At 69.3% G+C, this 17,408-nt stretch carries 14 protein-coding genes and 4 pseudogenes; 8 read left to right on the forward strand and 10 right to left on the reverse strand.

Features of this window, described 5'->3' with window-relative positions; all coding sequences use genetic code 11:
- Positions 1 to 735 precede the first annotated feature (735 nt).
- Positions 736 to 1,164 carry an ester cyclase gene (locus ACH4TV_RS47230; protein WP_398407669.1) on the reverse strand — a complete coding sequence of 143 codons (429 nt, stop codon included), beginning with the start codon at positions 1,162 to 1,164 and terminating at the stop codon, positions 736 to 738.
- 292 nt (positions 1,165 to 1,456) lie between these two features.
- Between ACH4TV_RS47230 and ACH4TV_RS47235 the strand changes: the two genes are divergently transcribed.
- Entirely contained in the window at positions 1,457 to 1,582 is a 126-nt protein-coding gene (locus ACH4TV_RS47235) for a hypothetical protein (protein WP_398407670.1), read from the forward strand.
- Between the two features lie 216 nt (positions 1,583 to 1,798).
- On the opposite strand, the gene ACH4TV_RS47240 is transcribed toward ACH4TV_RS47235, so the two are convergent.
- Positions 1,799 to 1,951: a hypothetical protein gene (locus ACH4TV_RS47240; protein ID WP_398407671.1), complete on the reverse strand. Its 153-nt coding sequence runs from the start codon at positions 1,949 to 1,951 to the stop codon at positions 1,799 to 1,801.
- A gap of 1,035 nt (positions 1,952 to 2,986) precedes the next feature.
- Positions 2,987 to 3,592, reverse strand: coding sequence for a TetR/AcrR family transcriptional regulator C-terminal domain-containing protein (locus ACH4TV_RS47245; RefSeq protein WP_398407672.1), 606 nt, complete (start codon positions 3,590 to 3,592; stop codon positions 2,987 to 2,989).
- A 145-nt stretch (positions 3,593 to 3,737) separates the two neighbouring features.
- Between ACH4TV_RS47245 and ACH4TV_RS47250 the strand changes: the two genes are divergently transcribed.
- Positions 3,738 to 5,201, forward strand: coding sequence for an APC family permease (locus ACH4TV_RS47250; RefSeq protein ID WP_398407673.1), 1,464 nt, complete (start codon positions 3,738 to 3,740; stop codon positions 5,199 to 5,201).
- A gap of 59 nt (positions 5,202 to 5,260) precedes the next feature.
- Positions 5,261 to 6,874 carry an amidohydrolase gene (locus ACH4TV_RS47255; protein ID WP_398407674.1) on the forward strand — a complete coding sequence of 538 codons (1,614 nt, stop codon included), beginning with the start codon at positions 5,261 to 5,263 and terminating at the stop codon, positions 6,872 to 6,874.
- Positions 6,875 to 6,929: 55 nt separating this feature from the next.
- On the opposite strand, the pseudogene ACH4TV_RS47260 reads toward ACH4TV_RS47255, so the two are convergent.
- The 4 genes and pseudogenes from ACH4TV_RS47260 to ACH4TV_RS47275 all read right to left on the reverse strand — a co-directional run.
- Positions 6,930 to 7,448 (reverse strand): annotated as a pseudogene (locus ACH4TV_RS47260) (transposase); the annotation flags it as partial.
- Between the two features lie 201 nt (positions 7,449 to 7,649).
- The gene (locus ACH4TV_RS47265) at positions 7,650 to 8,210 is read right to left on the reverse strand and encodes an NADPH-dependent FMN reductase (protein WP_398407675.1); all 561 of its coding nucleotides are present in this window, start codon (positions 8,208 to 8,210) and stop codon (positions 7,650 to 7,652) included.
- Between the two features lie 47 nt (positions 8,211 to 8,257).
- A complete protein-coding gene (locus ACH4TV_RS47270) occupies positions 8,258 to 9,229 on the reverse strand; it encodes a pirin family protein (protein ID WP_398407676.1) in 972 nt (323 codons plus the stop codon).
- 32 nt (positions 9,230 to 9,261) lie between these two features.
- Positions 9,262 to 9,639: a DoxX family protein gene (locus ACH4TV_RS47275; RefSeq protein WP_398407677.1), complete on the reverse strand. Its 378-nt coding sequence runs from the start codon at positions 9,637 to 9,639 to the stop codon at positions 9,262 to 9,264.
- Positions 9,640 to 10,459: 820 nt separating this feature from the next.
- Between ACH4TV_RS47275 and ACH4TV_RS47280 the strand changes: the two genes are divergently transcribed.
- Complete coding sequence (locus tag ACH4TV_RS47280) at positions 10,460 to 10,867, forward strand: hypothetical protein (RefSeq protein WP_398407678.1); 408 nt, start codon at positions 10,460 to 10,462, stop codon at positions 10,865 to 10,867.
- 163 nt (positions 10,868 to 11,030) lie between these two features.
- Here the strand turns inward: ACH4TV_RS47280 and ACH4TV_RS47285 are convergent.
- Positions 11,031 to 11,233: pseudogene (locus ACH4TV_RS47285) on the reverse strand (RNA-guided endonuclease TnpB family protein); the annotation flags it as partial.
- A 157-nt stretch (positions 11,234 to 11,390) separates the two neighbouring features.
- Here ACH4TV_RS47285 and ACH4TV_RS47290 point away from each other — a divergent pair.
- Both ACH4TV_RS47290 and ACH4TV_RS47295 read left to right on the forward strand, forming a co-directional pair.
- Positions 11,391 to 12,288: pseudogene (locus ACH4TV_RS47290) on the forward strand (ATP-binding cassette domain-containing protein).
- Positions 12,288 to 13,112 carry an ABC transporter permease gene (locus ACH4TV_RS47295; RefSeq protein WP_398407679.1) on the forward strand — a complete coding sequence of 275 codons (825 nt, stop codon included), beginning with the start codon at positions 12,288 to 12,290 and terminating at the stop codon, positions 13,110 to 13,112. The pseudogene ACH4TV_RS47290 and the gene ACH4TV_RS47295 overlap by 1 nt, the downstream one beginning before the upstream one ends.
- A 13-nt stretch (positions 13,113 to 13,125) precedes the next feature.
- Here ACH4TV_RS47295 and ACH4TV_RS47300 read toward each other — a convergent pair.
- Positions 13,126 to 13,494 (reverse strand): annotated as a pseudogene (locus tag ACH4TV_RS47300) (zinc-binding dehydrogenase); the annotation flags it as partial.
- Here ACH4TV_RS47300 and ACH4TV_RS47305 point away from each other — a divergent pair.
- Complete coding sequence (locus tag ACH4TV_RS47305; protein WP_398407700.1) at positions 13,483 to 14,319, forward strand: SDR family NAD(P)-dependent oxidoreductase; 837 nt, start codon at positions 13,483 to 13,485, stop codon at positions 14,317 to 14,319. The pseudogene ACH4TV_RS47300 and the gene ACH4TV_RS47305 sit on opposite strands and share 12 nt — an antisense overlap.
- A 277-nt stretch (positions 14,320 to 14,596) precedes the next feature.
- Here ACH4TV_RS47305 and ACH4TV_RS47310 read toward each other — a convergent pair whose 3' ends face one another.
- Positions 14,597 to 15,028, reverse strand: a complete 432-nt coding sequence (locus tag ACH4TV_RS47310) for a MarR family winged helix-turn-helix transcriptional regulator (RefSeq protein ID WP_398407680.1) — start codon at positions 15,026 to 15,028, stop codon at positions 14,597 to 14,599.
- 110 nt (positions 15,029 to 15,138) lie between these two features.
- Between ACH4TV_RS47310 and ACH4TV_RS47315 the strand changes: the two genes are divergently transcribed.
- The gene (locus ACH4TV_RS47315; RefSeq protein ID WP_398407681.1) at positions 15,139 to 17,391 is read left to right on the forward strand and encodes an LLM class flavin-dependent oxidoreductase; all 2,253 of its coding nucleotides are present in this window, start codon (positions 15,139 to 15,141) and stop codon (positions 17,389 to 17,391) included.
- Positions 17,392 to 17,408 lie beyond the last annotated feature (17 nt).

Below are 17,408 nucleotides of genomic sequence, written 5' to 3' on the forward strand. Positions count from 1 at the left end.
GAAGGTCACGCCGTCGCGGCGGTCGCCTTCCGGCGCCTTCCGGCTCGTTCCCACCGTCTCGAAGCCCGCTGCGGCGAGCGCGAGGGCGGCCGCCTGTCCGATGCCGGTGGACGCACCTGTCACGAGTGCCACCGGCCGAGTTGTTGTAGTCATTGTGGCCTCCAGAGCCCATTGAATTATTGTCATAATGCTGAGCGGGGGTGGGTGGTGGGGAAGTGGTCTTCGGTAGTGAGGTGCGGCATTGGCGCTGGCGGATTTCCACGCTTATGGCAGCCGCGGGTTGACCGACGGACCTTCGGCCGAGCTGGTCCGTCCGCGCTCATCTGCGACTCCCCGGAGTCCCTCCCTGCGGAGACCCCGGTGGAGCCGACGCGAGTTGTCCGCCGCAGGTGTCGGGCCCTCGTGCACCGCAAGGGGCCGCACATCTATGGGCGGCACGTCGCGTGGAGGAGGCATAGTCAGCCCCACGCCCCGGAAGGCGGTGGAGCGATCCGGAGGCGCCCCAGTTCGGTCAACCATGATGTGCAGGGCGGACCATCAAGAACTACAGCTGCCGGGCTGACGCCATCAACAGCACCTGCCTCAAATTAAAGCGACGGACCCGAGCGCGGGACCCTGTTCGGGGCCGAGTAAAGCTTGTTCACCCGCCCGCAGCCGTAGCTGCGCGGCGACGCCACGGCTGGCACGCCTGTCCCTCCCGAAAGGGTGAAGCAGACGTCAACTCGCGTCATCCTCTCAGGGCTGCAACTGGGCGAAGAGCGACGCCAGGTCGACGAGGCCCCAGCCCTCGGTGATCTTCCCGTCGACCACCTTGAACATGCGGAGCTCCAGCACCTTGGTCAATCGGCCGGTGGGGGGAGTGCCGTTGAAGGGCCGGGTGCTCGTGCCGGCCATGATGAAGGTGATCGCGAACCAATCGTCCTCGGCGACGACACGGACCGTCGTGAAGGTGACGTCGGGGAACGCGTCGTAGACCGACTCCACCACCGCGCGGTTCTCCTCGACGCCGGTGGTGGTGCCGTCGGCGGCGTAGAAGCGGTAGTCCGGCGCGAACAGGGCGAACACGCCGTCGGTGTCCTGCAGGTTGAGTTGCCTGATGAACTCATCGGCGAACTGGTGCAAGTCGGCGGTGGACGTTCGGGTTTCGGCGTTCGAGGAAGGCATGTTTTTCTCCAATGTGGAGGGGCGAAGCGGCTCCGCCCCGGTGATGGTCAGTGGAATCGGGTCGAACAGGCGGGTTGGATGAGCAGGGTCTGGCGCGTTTCCGGCCTGCGCGAGTGCGACCGCCCTTCCGAGCCCGGGACGCGATGGTCACGAGGGCCATTGATGGGAGGGCAGCCATTTATTGACGTATGATCATAATGATATCGGAGTGGCCGGGAGGCGTAAAAGAGTTCCGAGGTGAGTGGGATCGTGCGGCGGCCTACCTGTCGAGCACCGGCGCTCGCCGTCAGCCTTGAACGTCACGGCGGAGAACGCGGCGCAGCGTGTGTGGCAGCGAGCGCGCCTCGGCGATGACGAACACCTCAAGCTCGACATCCTCGCCGAGACCGACGCCGGCAACTTCACCAGGCAGCGGTAGCCGACCGAGCCCCGCGGCCAGTTGCCCGGCACCAGCCTCACCGGAAAACGCGCATCACCTCACGCACCGCCCTCTGAGCGGTGATATGCGACTGCCGGACACCCGCTCACGAGTGTTCCGCCCGCGCCGCCGACATTCGCGGTCGGGGCCGAAGAATCTGCCGGTCGGCAGCTTGGTGACCTGTAGGACCCGCGGTCGAGAAGTGCTCCGCCAGGATCAATCGGTGTCAGGCGTGCTGTAGCAGTCCCAGTACGACGCCTGGTCGATCTTGACCGGGTCGGCGGCATGGGCGGGCGCCCGCGAGGGCCGTGCCACCGCGGCGGCTGCGCTGAGCGCGATCAACGTGCCCTTGCTGCGAAAACCTGACATGAGGATTCCCGATCTCTCGCGGTTCTGCTGTGGGGGGTCGAGTGCGACCGTGTCGACATATTGCTGAAAACTGCGACGTCTGAGCCGGAGGTGCGGTGAAACCATCGGCACCATCTGGTGGTTGCCGGACCGTGGAGCAGGCCGGCTTGCCCCTGGCGGTCGCCGCGTCACCGAGTAACTTCGAGCCGGCTTGCCTCGACGCCGTCGAACGAGCAACCCATCGACCGGGCAGGGGGTTCAGAAACAGGAACTCACATTCACCGATAGACCTCTCTTCATCGGGGGACTTATGGCGTCCCCCGATACGGCGCACTCCGATCACGCCCGACTCTACGAATGAAGGAATGAAAGCGGATCCGTCACCGCATCCGTCACCGCATCCGTCGTCGCGCTACGTCGTGGTCGGCTGCTTCAGTTGCGTCACGGTTCGCAGACCCCGACTCGCCCCCGACGCCCGCAGTTCAGGATTCGATTGAGCCTGGAATTGCGTGAAGAGGCAGCCCGTTTGGTGAAGACTTCGCGCAACCTGAAGGCTCATGTTCCTCGAAGTGGAGCCGGGAGCCCAGGTCCGCCGCCTGAGAGAGTGGTGGTGACTCGCGTGAAAGTGTCCGCTGCATCTCGCGTGAGTGTGTTCGGCTGGCCCAGCAGCGAAGCGACGGTGGCGCCGGTGCACTCCGTGCGCAGCACAGTGACCGTTGCGCCGTCGAAGGTGCCGTTGTTGAAGCCGATGGTCCTGTCGGTAAACGTGGCCCCTGTGAAGTTGACGTTGCCCCCGCGAAAGGTCGAGTGGAGGGAGCGGAACGTGCCGCTGGAGAACGTCGTGTGGGCGAAATTGACGGTTCCGCTGGAGAAGACCGCGACTGGCCGACAGCCGGCCCTCGCCCACCTTCCGGCCTACGCCATGGCGGCCCACTGCGGCATCACGGCATCGAGTGACGTCGGCAAGGTCTTCAAGGCCGCGTCCGGGTCTTCCCGCGGGAGTTCCGCCGGTGGTCACTGTCCGCCACCGCCGGAGAATGACCGATTTCGCTGCCGTCAGGAGGCGAGCAGGTGGCGGCAGTGGGCAAGGAAGCCGTCCAGTGCCAGATCGAACGCGGCGCCGGCGCGGTCGGGGCCGACGGCGGCCAGCGCCTCAGCGAGCAGCGGGGTTTCGCTGTCGGCGCCGGGCTCCCACATGGTTTCGGGTGCGGCCAGATCGAGCGCCGAACCGAGGACGAGGTTGTCCAGGGCGGTGAGGACCGCCATGACGCGCTCCTTGGGGAAACCCGCGTCCAGCAGCAGAGCGACCGCCCGCTCGTACTGGGCCAGCGCTACGGGTGCGCGAACGGGCGCCGTGGCCAGGAGCGGGATGGCGCGCGGGTGGGCGGCGAAGGCGGCCCGGTAGGAGCGGGCCCAGGCGGCGAGGGCGGTGTCCCAGGGGCGCAGGCCGAGGGTGGCCGGGTCGATGACGCCCGTGACGCGCAGCCGGATCAGTTCGACGATGCCGGCGCGGCCGTCGACGTGGTGGTAGATCGAGCCGGTCTGGACGCCGAGCTTCTTGGCGATCTGCGGAACGCTGAAGTCGCCGTCGCGGTCGACGAGTTCGAGCGCGGTGGTGCCGATGCGCTCCCTGTCGAGCAGGGCCTTGCTCGGCCGCCCCATGCGTCGGTCTCCTTGATCGTTGCCCGTCGGGTCTTCCCAGGGATGGGGCCCAGGGCTACATTACCGAAACCGAAAGGCTTTAGATTTAGCTCGCCGGGCGGTCCTTTGCCGCCGTACGGCGCCGTCCGAAAGGTGCCCCGCTGCCATGGCCTCGACCGCCAGACCCCCATCCGACACCGTCCCGGAAGCCGACTCCTCGCTCCGCTCCGGCACCCTGCGCACCGGTGACATCACCTTCCTCGTCGTCTCCGCCGCAGCACCGCTCACCGTCATGGCCGGCGTCGCCCCGTTCGCCATCCTGCTGGGCGGCATAGGAGCGCCGAGCGGTTACCTCATCGCCGGCGCCGTCCTCGCCCTGTTCGCGGTGGGCTTCACCACCATGAGCCGGTACGTCGGCAACGGCGGCGCCTTCTACGCGTACGTCACCCGCGGCCTCGGCAGGCCCGCGGGCGTCGGCTCGGCCGCCCTCGCGCTGCTGTCGTACAACGCGATGCAGATCGGCCTGTACGGACTGCTGGCCACCACAGTCCGCGACGCGCTGCAGGCCCTGTGGGGAGTGAGCGTGCCCTGGCCGGTGGCCGCGCTCGTCGGTGTCGCGGCCGTCTGGTACGCCGGGTACCGCAGCATCGACTTCGGGGCCCGGGTACTGGGTGTGCTGCTGCTCGTCGAGGCCGGCATCCTCGTGGTGCTGTCCGTCGGGGTGCTGGCGGACGGCGGCGCGCAGGGCATCCACTTCGACTCCTTCACCCCTGGCAACGCCTTCACGCCCGGCACCGGCGCCCTCCTCGCCTTCGCCTTCGCGGCCTTCATCGGCTTCGAATCCACCGCCATCTACCGGTCCGAGGCCCGCCGGCCGGAGCGGACGATTCCCCGCGCCACCTACGCCGCCGTCGGCTTCCTCGGCCTGTTCTACGCCTTCGTCGTATGGATCGTCGTGCAGGCGTTCGGCGCGCAGGGTGTCATGGCCGCGGCCGCCGAGGACCCCGCCGCGCTGTTCTTCACCGCCACCACCCGGTACGTCGGCGGCTGGGCGGCGGATGTGATGCACGTCCTCATCGTCACCAGCGTGTTCGCCGCGCTGCTCGCCTTCCACAACGCCATCAACCGCTACACCCACGCCCTCGCCCACGAGGGGGTGCTGCCCGCGACCCTGGGCCGGGTGCACCCGAGGCACCGCTCCCCGCACATCGCCGGAATCCTGCAGACCGCGCTCGCGGCCCTGGTGGTCCTCGCCTTCGCCACCGCCGGCGCCGACCCCTACGCCCGGCTGCTGCTGTGGGTGAACACCCCCGGTGTGGTCGGCATCGTGTTGCTTCAGGTGCTGACCGCGGTCGCCGTCCCGGTCTTCTTCCGCCGCATCAGTCACACCGAGAGTGTCTGGCGGGCCGTGGTGGCCCCGATCGCCGGGGCCGTGCTCATGGCCGGCGCGCTGTACCTGATCATCGACAAGGTCGAGTTGCTGACCGGCGCCGGGACCGGTGTCAACCTGGCACTCCTCGCGCCCGTCCCGCTGGTCTTCGCCGCCGGCGTCGCCCTCGCGTACCGGCTGCGCCGTACCCGCCCGCAGGTGTACGAGGCGTTCGCCGCGGAGCCTGCCACCCACGACTGACCCCCGGCACCCTTCTGCCCCCACGTACTCCGTACGAGCCGCCGCGAAAGGCGATCCGCATGCCCTTCACCCACGCCGACACCGTGCTGGCCGGCGCCACCGTCCGCACCCTCGACCCGCGGCGCCCCCTGGCAACCGCAGTCGCCGTCAAGGACGGAAGCATCGTGGCGGTCGGCGAGGAGGCCGACGTACGCCACTGGCGCGGACCCCGCACCCAGGTCGTCGACCTCGGCGGCGCCACCCTCACCCCCGGCCTCACCGACGGGCACACCCACGTCATCAAGGGTCTCGAACTCGCCCAGGGCATCGACCTCTCCGGCTGCAAAACCCTGGAGCAACTGCGCGCCGCGGTGCGGGAGGCCGTCCGACGGGCCGCCCCAGGGGCGTGGATCACCGGCTGGAACCTCGACCACAACACCTTCGAGGGCGGCCCCATCAGCCGCCACCTCATCGACGACGTCGTGGGAGACATCCCCGCCTTCCTGCGGCTGTACGACGCCCATTCCGCGCTCGCCGGCTCCGCGGCCCTGCGTGCCGCCGGGGTCGACGGGCCACGCCGCTTCGACCAGGGCGCCGCCATCGTCTGCGACCCCGACGGGCACCCCACCGGTCACCTCGTCGAGCAGGCCGCCATGGAGACCGTCGCCGCCCTGATCCCGCAGCCGTCTCCCGCCGAGCGCCGCAAAAACCTGCTCGACCTGCTGGCCGGCATGGCGGCCACCGGCCTCACCGGTGGCCACGTCATGGACCTGGAGACGCCCGACGCGCTCGATCTGCTCACCGCCATCGAGGACGACGGTGTACTCCCGCTGCGGCTGCGCATCACGCCCTGGTGCCAGCCCGGCGCCGGCCCCGACGAACTGCGCCGACTGATCGCCCTTCAGGGCCGCGCCGGACGAAACTGGCGCGTGGCGGGCGTCAAGCTGTTCCTCGACGGCACCGTGGAGGGCGGCACCGCCTGGCTGGATCACCCCGACTGCCATGGTGCCGGCAACGAGTCCTTCTGGCCGGACCCCGCCGCGTACACCCGCGCCGTGCACGCCCTCGACCGCGCGGGTGTGCAGACCGCCACCCACGCCATCGGCGACGCGGCCGTCCGCCGTGTTCTCGACACCGTCCAGGCTCTCGGCACCCCGCACGCCCGGCACCGCGCCGAGCATCTGGAGACCGTGCCCGACGACCAGATCCCGCGCTTCGCCCGACTCGGCGTCGTCGCCTCCATGCAGCCCGCCCACGCCACCTACGCGCGGGCGGACCACAGCGACGAGTGGTCGCGCCGACTAGGCCCGGACCGCGCCGCCCGGGCCTGGCGCTGTCACGATCTGCGCGCCGCCGGAGCCACCCTGGTCCTTGGTTCCGACTGGCCCGTAGCCCCCTACGACCCGCGCCGGGTCCTCGCCGCCGCCCAACTGCGCCGCCACCCCGGGGACTTCGGCACCCCGCCCGTACGACCCGACCAGGCACTCAGCCCGCTGGCGGCCCTGGAGGGTTACACCACCCACGCTGCGCTGGCCGCGGGCGAGGAGGACATCGCCGGACGCATCGCACCCGGCTTCCGGGCCGACCTCACCGCGTTCACCCTCGACCCCCTCACCACCGCTCCCGACGAACTCGCCGACGCCCCGATCCGGGTCACGATGAGCGGAGGCCACATCACTCACCGGACACTGTGACATCACTCTGCCGCACGGGCTGAGCGGCCTCGCAGGCGGATTCCTGGGCCACGGAGTCGGCGGGGGCGGTCGTGGCTTCGGCCAGGCTTGCGGCGTTGCGGACCTTGCGATGGACCAGCCACTTGGCCAGCCGTGCAACCCCGGTGGGCGGATCGAGGCCGGAGTCTGATAGCCCGTCAGCAGCCTGAGCGGTCCGGTGTCGGTGACATCCAGGGCCCGCTCCAGGGCCGGAACACGCACGGGCGTCGGTCTTGCCCTCGCCGCGGTAGCCGTCGGACGCCCGGTTCACCAGACGGCCGGGCGTACAGAGGGCCTCCTGGCCGTGGTTGACCCGCAGAGCCAGGAGCAGCGCGGGCTCACCACCGGTCATGTCGATGGCCCAGGTGACCTCACGGCCGTTGGCCAGGTCGAGAACGTCACCGATCAGCTTCAGCAGCTCGGGTTCATCGTTGGCCACCCGCCTCGACAACAGAGTCGTGCCCTCGGCATCCAGTGCGAGACCGTGATGGTGCCCCTTTGCTCGATCAACCCGATCAACCCGATCAACCCGATCAAGACGGTAGAGCCGCCTGATGGGCGGACGTCCTGGTGCGAACGGCCGCCGGTGGGGACTCCGTTGTCCCACCGGCGGCCGTTCGCACCCGTCCTCGCTCCATGGCGGCGTTCACCTTGCGGTCTTGCCGCGGAAGCAACTCGACGCCACCCGAACGCGGAGGTGGCACCGCATCCGGTGGAACCGTCGGCCCGGTATGAGGACAGGCTGCGGCCGGATAGCTCAGGCGGTGCGCAGTGGTGCCAGGGCGTCGCTCCAGGCGACGACCTGGTCGAGCATGGTGGCGGCGGCCTGCACGTTGTACTCGCCCGGCTTGAGGACGGTGAAGTTCTCGAACTCGGTTATCAGTGAGAGGGCGACCTGCTGGCGGACGTCTGCCATCTGGAGTTCGCCGACGATCAGGCGCAGGTGTTCCGCGGCCCGGGCGCCGCCGACGCCGCCGTAGGACACGAAGCCGACGGCCTTGTTGTTCCACTCGGTGTACAGGTAGTCGATGGCGTTCTTGAGGACGCCGGAGGTGCTGTGGTTGTACTCGGGGGTGACGAAGACGAACCCGTCGAAGGAGGCTATTTTCTCGGCCCACTTCTTGGTGTGCTCGCCCTGGTACTGGCCCATCGTCGGGGGCAGGGGCTCGTCGAGGTGGGGCAGCGGGTAGTCACGCAGGTCGACGAGCTCGTACTCGGCGTCGGTGCGGCGGGAGGCGATGTCGTAGACCCACTTGGCGACCTGCTCGCCGTTGCGGTTGGGGCGGGTGCTGCCGAGGACGATGCCGATCCTGGTCATGGAATTCCCTTGAGCGTGTGGGTGGTTGGGCTTTCCTGAACAAACGTTCAGGACGTGTGGGGGAGGTGGACGGCAGGGATGACCCCAAGGCGCCCGGCCTGGTAGTCCTCGAAGGCCTGCTGCACTTCTTCGCGGGTGTTCATCACGAACGGGCCGTAATGGAAGACGGGTTCGCGGATCGGGAGGCCGCCGAGCACGAAGAGTTCCAGCTTGGGGGAGCGGGACTCCTGGGCGCGGTCGGCTGTCAGGCGCAGCGCCTCACCCGGACCGAGGATGGCGAGCCGGCCCTCCTGGATGGGGCGGGCTTCGGTGCCGACGGTGCCGTGGCCTGCCAGGGCGTAGACCAGGGCGTTGTAGGAGGGGTTCCACGGCAGGTCGACTTGGGCGCCGGGCTCGATGGTGAGATGGGCGATGGTGATCGGGGTGTGGGTGACGCCGGGGCCGGGGTGTCCGGCGATGTCGCCGGCGATCACGCGGATCAGGGCGCCGCCGTCGGGGGTGGTGACCAGCCCGGTGTGCTTGCCGCGGATGTCCTGGTAGCGAGGGGGGCTCATCTTCTTGGCGCGGGGCAGGTTGACCCACAGCTGCACACCGTGGGCCACGCCGCCGCTTTGGACCAGCCACTCCGGAGGCTGCTCGATGTGCAGGATCCCGGCGCCTGCGGTCATCCACTGGGTGTCGCCGTCGGAGATGAGGCCGCCGCCTCCGTTGGAGTCCTGGTGCTCCACGGCGCCGTCGAGGAGGTAGGTGACGGTCTCGAAGCCGCGGTGCGGATGCCACGGGGTGCCCTGGGGTTCTCCGGGTGCCTGCTCGACCTTGCCGATGTGGTCCATGTGGATGAACGGGTCGAGCTCGGTCGGCAGTACTCCGGCGAAGGCGCGGCGGACCGGGAAGCCCTCGCCCTCGAAGCCGTGCTCGGCGGTTGTCAGGCGGCGGACGGACCGGAAGGCGGTGCCGGCAGGGTCCAGCTCCGGCAGGCTCGGCAGGACCAGGACGTCGTCCACGGTGATCGCGGGCATGTGCGCTTCCCCTCTTCTTCTGTCTGGTGCGGTCAGAAGGCGTGCGGACCGAAGCGGCCCCAGGCCACGAAGACGCTCAGGGCCAGCAGCACCACGTTCACGACGACCGACTGGGTCTCCCCGCGCCGGCTGTGGGTGATGCCGGCGCCGAACATGGTCAGTGCCAGGCCGGAGGCGGCCAGCGGAACGAGGTCCGTAGCGATGTCCACCGCCGCGGGCAGAATCAGACCGAGCGCGGCGAGAACCTCCAGGATGCCGATCGCCTTGATCATCGCCGGAGGGAAGTCCTCGGCCCAGCCCATGGACGGAGATGCGGTGAGCTTCTCCTTGGGCTGAGCGAGTTTGACGGCGCCGGCCCCGAGGAACACCAGGGCGAGCAGGGCCGCGACAGCCCACAGAGCGATGTTCACAGGTACCTCTTGTGATCGGGTGGTGTGGTCCCGCAGCGGTGGCCCCACCTGTTCTGATTGATGTGTCATCTAACCTAGCGCAAATTAGATGACACATCAATCAGGGGGGAGTGAGTGGGTGCGGCTGAGGCGTTCCGATGCCTACGGCGGCTCGGGCACCGGTCCCGAAAGCGTGGGCCGCGCGGCTGCGACGGCCCGACCACACTCGGACTCGGGGAACTGGCTGAGCGTCGACGCTTCCAGGACGCCTGGATGTCGGTAGCGGTCGCGCACCTGTACCGCGGTGCTTCTACGGGTGGGACAACTGTCCGGTCGCGATCAGCGTCGTCGCCGACGCCCCGTCAGTTCCGCTGCTCCTGGCGGCCGTACCTGCCCAGGGCATGGGTCGGCGATGGGGGCCGGGATGCCCGATGGCGTCGCGCAGCGGGCCGGGAACAACTTGCCGCAGTGCTCGGCCAGGGAGGCGAACACGCTCCTGGCCGTCGGCAGCTTCGCCGCAGACCGGGAGCGGCCGACCGCCCGCAGTCGCCGCCCGCCTGTCGGCAAGGCTGACGTCGATCGGACGCCATAAAAAAGCGGAGTGCCGCAGAACGCGAGTCCCGAGGGCGTGTCGACGCCATCACCGCGAACCCCAGGCTGCGACCCGCCCGAATGGGCTGACTTCGAAGGAAGTTGAGCGGCGTGAAGCGGCTTGCTGGTCAGTCTGGTGGGGCTTGACGCCGGGGCGAGGCAGATAGATGATGCATCAACTTACGTCCCTCCTGGGGTAGTAGGTCCCACGTGCACCCACGATGTCGAAGATGGAAGGCGTATACATCTCATGAGGAAGCGTCTCATCAGCATGATCGCCGCAGGCGGTGCGGCAGCCGCAGCACTGGCCGTGAGCACCGTCCCGGCCCAGGCGGCGAGCGTGCCCCAGTGCCAGGCCGGTGCATCACTCGCCTGCGTGTCCGTCACGAAGGAAACCAAAGCCCAGGTCAACAGCATCAGCATCAACGGCAATTGCGTGCCGTTCAGCACGGGCACCACGGCCAGTACGAACGCGACCATCACGAACATTTACTTCCCCGAAGAGACCGTGGCCCTCTCCGGGTCTCCCACCACCCTGACCTACTCGGGCTCCGACTGCGAGGAGACCACGCAGAACGTGCAGCGAGTGGGCTGGTCCACGGGCTCCGTGGGAGCCGGTAGCTACCGCTGGGTGACCATCGGCCGTGTCTGGCAGTGACACACGCGGTGTGGTGGCCACCCCCGCGGCGGCCGCCACACCGGCTGCTCGACACATTGCACACCGCTACCGGTGAGCGAGACCTGCGGGCCGACCGGCCCGCGGCCGGCCTCCGCGTGATGGAGGCCCGCCTACAAGTCCCTCTCGCAAACGAGAGGGACTCCTACGGCTCGCGCCGGGGGGTTTTCTGCTTCGTCGCCGACGGCCCGTCCGGACAAATCCGTTGAGGTCTTACACCGGCTCCACAGACTGTCACCGCCGGCCCGGCGGCCAGAAGGTTGTTCGCTTTCGTTCACGTCCCGGTCATGGGCCGCACCGCACGCGCGTCCACATACGGACGCTGAGCGGCATCTTCCCCTGCACAGTGCTGATCCGCGCTGGCGGTGCATCCCAGCGCCCTGCTTTGCTCCGCAGGGGTTTCGTTTCCTCCCCGGCTGAAGCCGAGGGTATCCACGAAGGAACTCCGATGATCGAAGTCAACAACCTGACGAAGCGCTACGGCGACTAGACCGCCGTCGACTCGCTGACCTTCACCGTCCGACCGGGCATGGTCACCGGTTTCCTCGGCCCTAACGGGGCCGGCAAGTCCACCACCATGCGTATGATCCTCGGCCTCGACCGGCCGACCGCCGGGACCGCGACCGTGAACGGCCGCCCCTACGCCGAGCACAGGGCGCCGCTGCACGAGATCGGCGCGTTGCTGGAGGCCGGGTCCATCCATCAGAGCCGGTCCGCGTTCAGCCGCCTCCGGGCACTGGCCGCCACCACCGGCGTCCCGAGCCGGCGGGTCGAGGAGGTGATCGACCTCGTCGGCCTGAGCGAAGTCGCCCACAAGCGGGCAGGCGGTTTCTCCCTCGGCATGGGCCAGCGCCTCGGCGCTGCTCGCCGATCCCCAGGTGATCATGCTGGACGAGCCGGTCAACGGCCTCGATCCGCAGATCATCCTCTGGATCCGCAACCTGCTGAAGGGGCTGGCCGCGGAGGGCCGGACCGTTTTCGTCTCCTCGCACCTGATGAGCGAGATGGCGCTCACCGCCGAACACCTCATCGTGGTCGGCCGAGGACGGCTGATCGCCGATGTGTCCGTGGCCGAGTTCACCGCACGGGCGGCCCACAACACCGTACGCGTGCGCTCGCCGCAGGCCGCGCAGCTCCGGGACCAGCTGGCCGGGCCGGATGTCACGATCACCAGCCTCGAGCACGGGGTGCTGGAGATCACCGGACTGACGACCGACGAGATCGGCGATCAGGCCGCACACTCCGGCTTCGCCCTGCACGAGTTGTCCCTTCAGCAGGCATCGCTGGAGGAGGCCTTCATGGAGATGACCCAGGAGCACGTCGAATACCACGCCACGAACAGCAACAGCGCCTCGCCCACCCCCCGTGGCGACGAGCTCGCCACGACCGGGAGGACCGCCTGATGACCACCGCCACAGCACCCGACCTGACGGCGCGTCCCGCGCGTCCCGAACTGCGCGTCACCACGCGACGCGTCTTCACCTCCGAGTGGATCAAATTCTGGTCGCTGCGGTCCACGGCCTACACCCTGATCGGCGCCGTCGTGGCGCTGGTCGGCTTCGGGCTGATCGCCGCCTCGGTCACAGCGGGCGGCGAAACCTTCCAAGGCCCCGGCGAAGGAGTCGCCGACTCCACCGGCATCAGCCTGGCCGGTACCGAGCTGGCCCAGCTCGTCGTCGGCGCCCTCGGGGTCCTGCTCACCGCGACCGAGTACAGCACGGGTCTGATCCGCTCCACCCTCGCCGCGGTGCCTCGCCGACTGCCGGTGCTCTGGGCCAAGGCGGCGGTGTTGGCCGCGGTCCTCGTCCCGCTCGGCACGGTCGCGGTCTTCAGCGCCTTCTTCGCCGGGCAGGCCATCCTCGGCTCCGACGGCGCCTCCGTCACCGACCCGGGCGTCCTGCGCGCGGTCATCGGCGCCGTCGTCTGCCTGACCGGTATCGCACTGATGGGCATGGCCCTCGGCGCCCTGCTGCGCCACACCGCGAGCGCGGTGACCATCCTGTTCGCCGCGCTGTGGGTGGTGCCCGGCCTGCTGCAGATCGCCCTCCCGGACAGCTGGAACGACACGATCGGCCCGTACCTCCCCTCCAACGCCGGCTCCGCCTTCATGACCGTGGCCCCCGGCTCGGACCTGCTCTCCCCCTGGGCGGGCCTGGCCGTGTTCGCCGGCCTTCTGGCCGTGTTGCTGGGTACGGCGGCGTTGCAACTCAATCGGCGGGACGCCTGAGGCGGCCGTCAGCTCACGTCGTGACCACGAGCTTGCCGATGTGCGTGCGCTTCAGCAGTCTTGCCTGGCCCCGAGCGAGGTCCGGCAGCGCGAACGCCTCCCCCAGCAGCGGCCGGAGCCGGCCGCTCTGGACGAGTTCCACCAGCCGGGAGAACGTCGCCGCGGTCGGATTGGTGATGCCGTGCATTTCGAGGTCCTTGTAGATCAGGTCGCGCAGGTCGATCCTCGTGACCGGACCAGCGATCGCCCCGGCGCTGGTGTACCGGCCACCGCGGCGGAGCACCTTGAGCAACACGTCGAATACCGGCCCGCCGACGACGTCCGCGGCGACATCGGCCCCACGTTCACCGATGACGCGCTCGATCTCCCGCTGGACGTCCTCGCTCTCGCGGGCGACGAACTCGTCCGCCCCGAGGGCGCGAAGCCGCTTTTCCTTCTCAGCGGCCGGGTGGCCGTGGTATTCGGAGCGGGATCATCGGGTGCCGGACTCAGCAACGGCGAGGCAACCGCCCGGGCGTACGCGGCGGCCGGGGCGCTCGTCGCCGTGGTGGATCTGGTCGCCGGTGAGGCCGAGCGGGTCGCCAAGAAGATCACCGCCACCGGCGCCACCGCCCTCGCTGTCACCGCCGACGTCACTGACGAGGACCAGGTCGCGGCCGCGGTGCGCACCGTGGTGGGGGAACTCGGTGTGCCCCCTGTTCTCCACAACAACGTGGGCGTCGCGCGCACCGGCCCCGTGCTCGAACTCGGGCTGGACGACTGGGAGGCGGGATTGCGCGTCAATCTGACCAGTGTCTATCTCACGACACGACACGTGCTGCCGTCGATGCTCGCCGCCGGGAAGGGTGTCATCACGAACGTCTCGTCCGTCGCGAGCATTCGGGACACCGGCTACGTCTCCCCGGTCTACAGCGGGGCCAAGGCCGCGGTGAATCAACTGACCGTGTCGTTGGCCCTGACCTACGCCGCCCGCGGCATCCGCGCGAATGCCATATTGCCCGGCCTCATAGACACTCCTCTGGTCACCCAGCAGATCACTGACGATCCAGAGGCTCTTGAGGCCCGTCACGCTGCCAGTCCGACCGGACGCATGGGAAGCCCGTGGGATGTCGCGCACGCGGCCGTGTTCCTGGCCGGCGACGCGGCAGCCTACGTCAACGGCGTCTGCCTGCCAGTCGATGGCGGCCTGTCGGCGCGGTGCCGGTGACGTCGAGAAGGCCGGTGGCGTCGACCAGCCCGGGAGAGTGCTGACGACCACATTCCACGCCTGCGTCCCCGAACCGTTCGGCCGCAGCGCTCACCTGGGGGCAGGAGCCGGTCCTCGCAGGCGAGGATGACCAGTTGTGCGCGCACTCCCAGGTGCTGCCGACGCCGATGTCGCCGGCCGGGAAGTGGCCGTCAGGGCCATCGCTTCGACCCGGGCCAGGACCGGAGTGGGGAGCGAGGCCGTCGCCGGTCTCACGTCCGCGTCGATCGCTCCGGCGTCACTCCTCGCAGACGCCGGCATCCCCGGTCTTGATCCGGTGCAGCAGTCGCCGCAGGTCCGTCAGCTCCCGCTCCTCGATGCCGGCGAACAGCTCCGCCTCGGCTGCGCCAACGGCGCGGTCGGCCCGGACGACCAGTGCGGTCCCGAGGTCGGAGATCTCGACGACATGGCGGCGTCGGTCGGCGGGATCGCGGCGGCGGGTCACCAGCCCGTTGTTCTCAAGGCCGTTGAGTACCGTGACCAGCACACTGGGGTCGACTTTCAGTTCCTCCAGCAACGCCTGCTGGCTCAAGCGCTGGCGTTCGGCCAGCAGTCCCAGCACATGGGCGTGGCTGAACTTGAGCCCCATCTCGGCCAGCGACTGCCGGAGTTCCGTCTCGGCGATCCGGCCCAAGCGGGCCAGGACGAAGCTGACGCGGTCGGTGATCACGAGGCGATTCTATCAACCGTCACCGATGGCAGGAATGATCTGATCGTTGATAATGTTCAACGATCCAGTGATGTCCACGATTGAGCCCGCAAGAACAGGGGGCAGTTCTCATGGCCGACTACGGTCACGACCTGCGCTTCGGATCATTCCTCACACCTCAGAACCAGGACCCCCAGGGTGTGGTGGACCTGGCAGTGCACTCCGAACAGGTGGGTCTGGACCTGGTGACCTTCCAGGACCACCCCTACCAACCGGCCTTCCTCGACACCTGGACGCTGATCAGCTGGGTCGCCGCCCGCACCGAGCGAGTCCACCTGTCCGGGAACGTCACCAATCTGCCTCTGCGTCAGCCTGCGGTCCTGGCCCGCTCGTTGGCCGGTCTCGACCTGCTGTCGGGCGGCCGGATCGACCTCGGTCTGGGCGCGGGCGGCTTCTGGGACGCCATCGAGGCGATGGGTGGGCGGAAGCTGGCACCGGGCGAGAGCATTCAAGCGCTGAGCGAAGCCATCGACGTCATCCGCGGCATCTGGGCGGTCGACGAACGCGGCACCCTGCGGCTCGACGGCACGTACTACAAGATCAAAGGCGCCAAGCGCGGCCCGGCACCCGCCCATGACGTCCCGATCTGGCTGGGCGCCTACAAGCCCCGCATGCTCCGGCTGATCGGCGAGAAGGCCGACGGCTGGCTGCCCAGTCTCGGCTTTCTGTCCTCGCCGACCCTGAGCGAGGGCAACGAGATCATCGACGAGTCGGCCGCACGGCACGGCCGAGACCCGCGCGAGATCCGCCGTCTGCTCAACATCCAGGGAGCCTTCGGCACTTCGGGCGACTTCCTCAAGGGTCCGGCCGACCAGTGGGTGGAACAGCTCCTCCCCTTCGTCCTGGAGGACGGCATCGGCACCTTCATCCTCGCTTCCGACGACCCCGTGACGCTCCAGACCTTCGCCGAGGAGGTCGCCCCCGCCCTGCGCGAGCAGGCCGCCGCCGAACGCCGGTCTGCCGGCACGCCGACCGGTGGCGTCCGCCCGCCCGCCGCCCTGGCCAAGCGCCGCGACGGCATCGACTACGACGGCCTGCCCGCGGACTTGGCGGACCGAGCAGTGGAGCCGGGAGACCGCGAGTACCACACGGTCCGTTCCACATACGTGTGGTCCGGCCGGCCCGGACTGGTACTGCGCCCCACCACACCGCGGCAGGTCTCCGAGGCGCTTGGCTACGCCCGAGCCCAGCACGTGCCGATAGCGGTCCGCAGCGGCGGACACGGGATGAGCGGCCGTTCCACCAACGACGGCGGCATCGTCCTCGACCTCGGCGCCCTCAACGGCATCCAGCTCATCGACCGGGACAAGCGCCTGGTGCGCGTCGGACCCGGCGCCCGCTGGGGCGAGGTGGCCGCCGCGCTCGCACCGCACGGTCTCGCGATCAGCTCCGGCGACTACGCCGGCGTGGGCGTCGGCGGCCTGGCCACCGCCGGCGGCCAGGGCTTCCTCGGCCGCTCCTACGGCCTCACCATCGACCACCTCAAGGGCGCGGACGTCGTCCTGGCCGACGGCTCTCTGGTGCGCGCGGACGCCGAGCACCACCCCGACCTGTTCTGGGCCCTGCGCGGTGCCGGAGCCAACATGGGCATCGTCACCTCGTTCGACATCGAGGCCACCGAGCTCGGCGACGTCGTCTTCGCCCAGATCATGCACAGCGCCACCGACACTGCCGGCTTCCTCCACATGTGGGGCAAGGTGGTGGAGGACAGCCCCCGCGAGCTGACCGCGTTCCTCCTCGTCGTCCATCAGGGAGGCCGGCGCATCGCCCAGACGTACGCCGTCTGGGCCGGCGACGACACCGAACAGGCGGTCCGGGCGCTGGAGCGCTTCCTGCCCATCGCCCCGGTCCTGCAGCAAGGCGCGCAACTCGTCCCGTACGCGGCGGTCATGGCCCCCACGCACGACCAGCACGACGGCCAGTCCCTGATGCACAGCCGCAACGCGCTGGTGGACCACATCGACGCCGACACCGCCGCCCTCGTGGCAGGCCTGTTCGACCGCAGGGACACCAGCTACTTCCAGATCCGCGCAGTGGGCGGAGCCATCAACGACGTGCCGGCCGACGCCACCGCCTACGCCCACCGCACGCAGAACTTCTCCCTGTCTGTCCTGGCCCGCCAGGGCCACGAGCACCAGGCGGCTCAGGAATGGGCGAAGATCCCGGCGACCGGCCTCTATCCCAGCTTCGAGACCCATGACCACGCAGCCGCCCTGACCAAAGCGTTCCCGCCGGTCACCCTGGCGCGGCTGCGGCAGGTGAAGAGCACCTACGATCCGCAGAACGTCTTCCGCAACAACTTCCCCGTCAGCCCGACGACATGACCGCGGGAGGGGACCCC

Origin of the sequence: Streptomyces sp. NPDC020898 (assembly GCF_044333925.1) — a bacterium.
Taxonomy (GTDB): Bacteria; Actinomycetota; Actinomycetes; order Streptomycetales; family Streptomycetaceae; genus Streptomyces.

Excerpts from the sequence above, each read along its gene's own strand:
- ACH4TV_RS47230 (WP_398407669.1), bottom strand. The coding sequence starts at position 1,164 with ATGCCTTCCTCGAACGCCGAAACCCGAACGTCCACCGCCGACTTGCAC.
- ACH4TV_RS47240 (WP_398407671.1), bottom strand. The coding sequence starts at position 1,951 with ATGTCAGGTTTTCGCAGCAAGGGCACGTTGATCGCGCTCAGCGCAGCC.
- ACH4TV_RS47245 (WP_398407672.1), bottom strand. The coding sequence starts at position 3,592 with ATGGGGCGGCCGAGCAAGGCCCTGCTCGACAGGGAGCGCATCGGCACC.
- ACH4TV_RS47250 (WP_398407673.1), top strand. The coding sequence starts at position 3,738 with ATGGCCTCGACCGCCAGACCCCCATCCGACACCGTCCCGGAAGCCGAC.
- ACH4TV_RS47255 (WP_398407674.1), top strand. The coding sequence starts at position 5,261 with ATGCCCTTCACCCACGCCGACACCGTGCTGGCCGGCGCCACCGTCCGC.
- ACH4TV_RS47265 (WP_398407675.1), bottom strand. The coding sequence starts at position 8,210 with ATGACCAGGATCGGCATCGTCCTCGGCAGCACCCGCCCCAACCGCAAC.
- ACH4TV_RS47270 (WP_398407676.1), bottom strand. The coding sequence starts at position 9,229 with ATGCCCGCGATCACCGTGGACGACGTCCTGGTCCTGCCGAGCCTGCCG.
- ACH4TV_RS47280 (WP_398407678.1), top strand. The coding sequence starts at position 10,460 with ATGAGGAAGCGTCTCATCAGCATGATCGCCGCAGGCGGTGCGGCAGCC.
- ACH4TV_RS47295 (WP_398407679.1), top strand. The coding sequence starts at position 12,288 with ATGACCACCGCCACAGCACCCGACCTGACGGCGCGTCCCGCGCGTCCC.
- ACH4TV_RS47315 (WP_398407681.1), top strand. The coding sequence starts at position 15,139 with ATGGCCGACTACGGTCACGACCTGCGCTTCGGATCATTCCTCACACCT.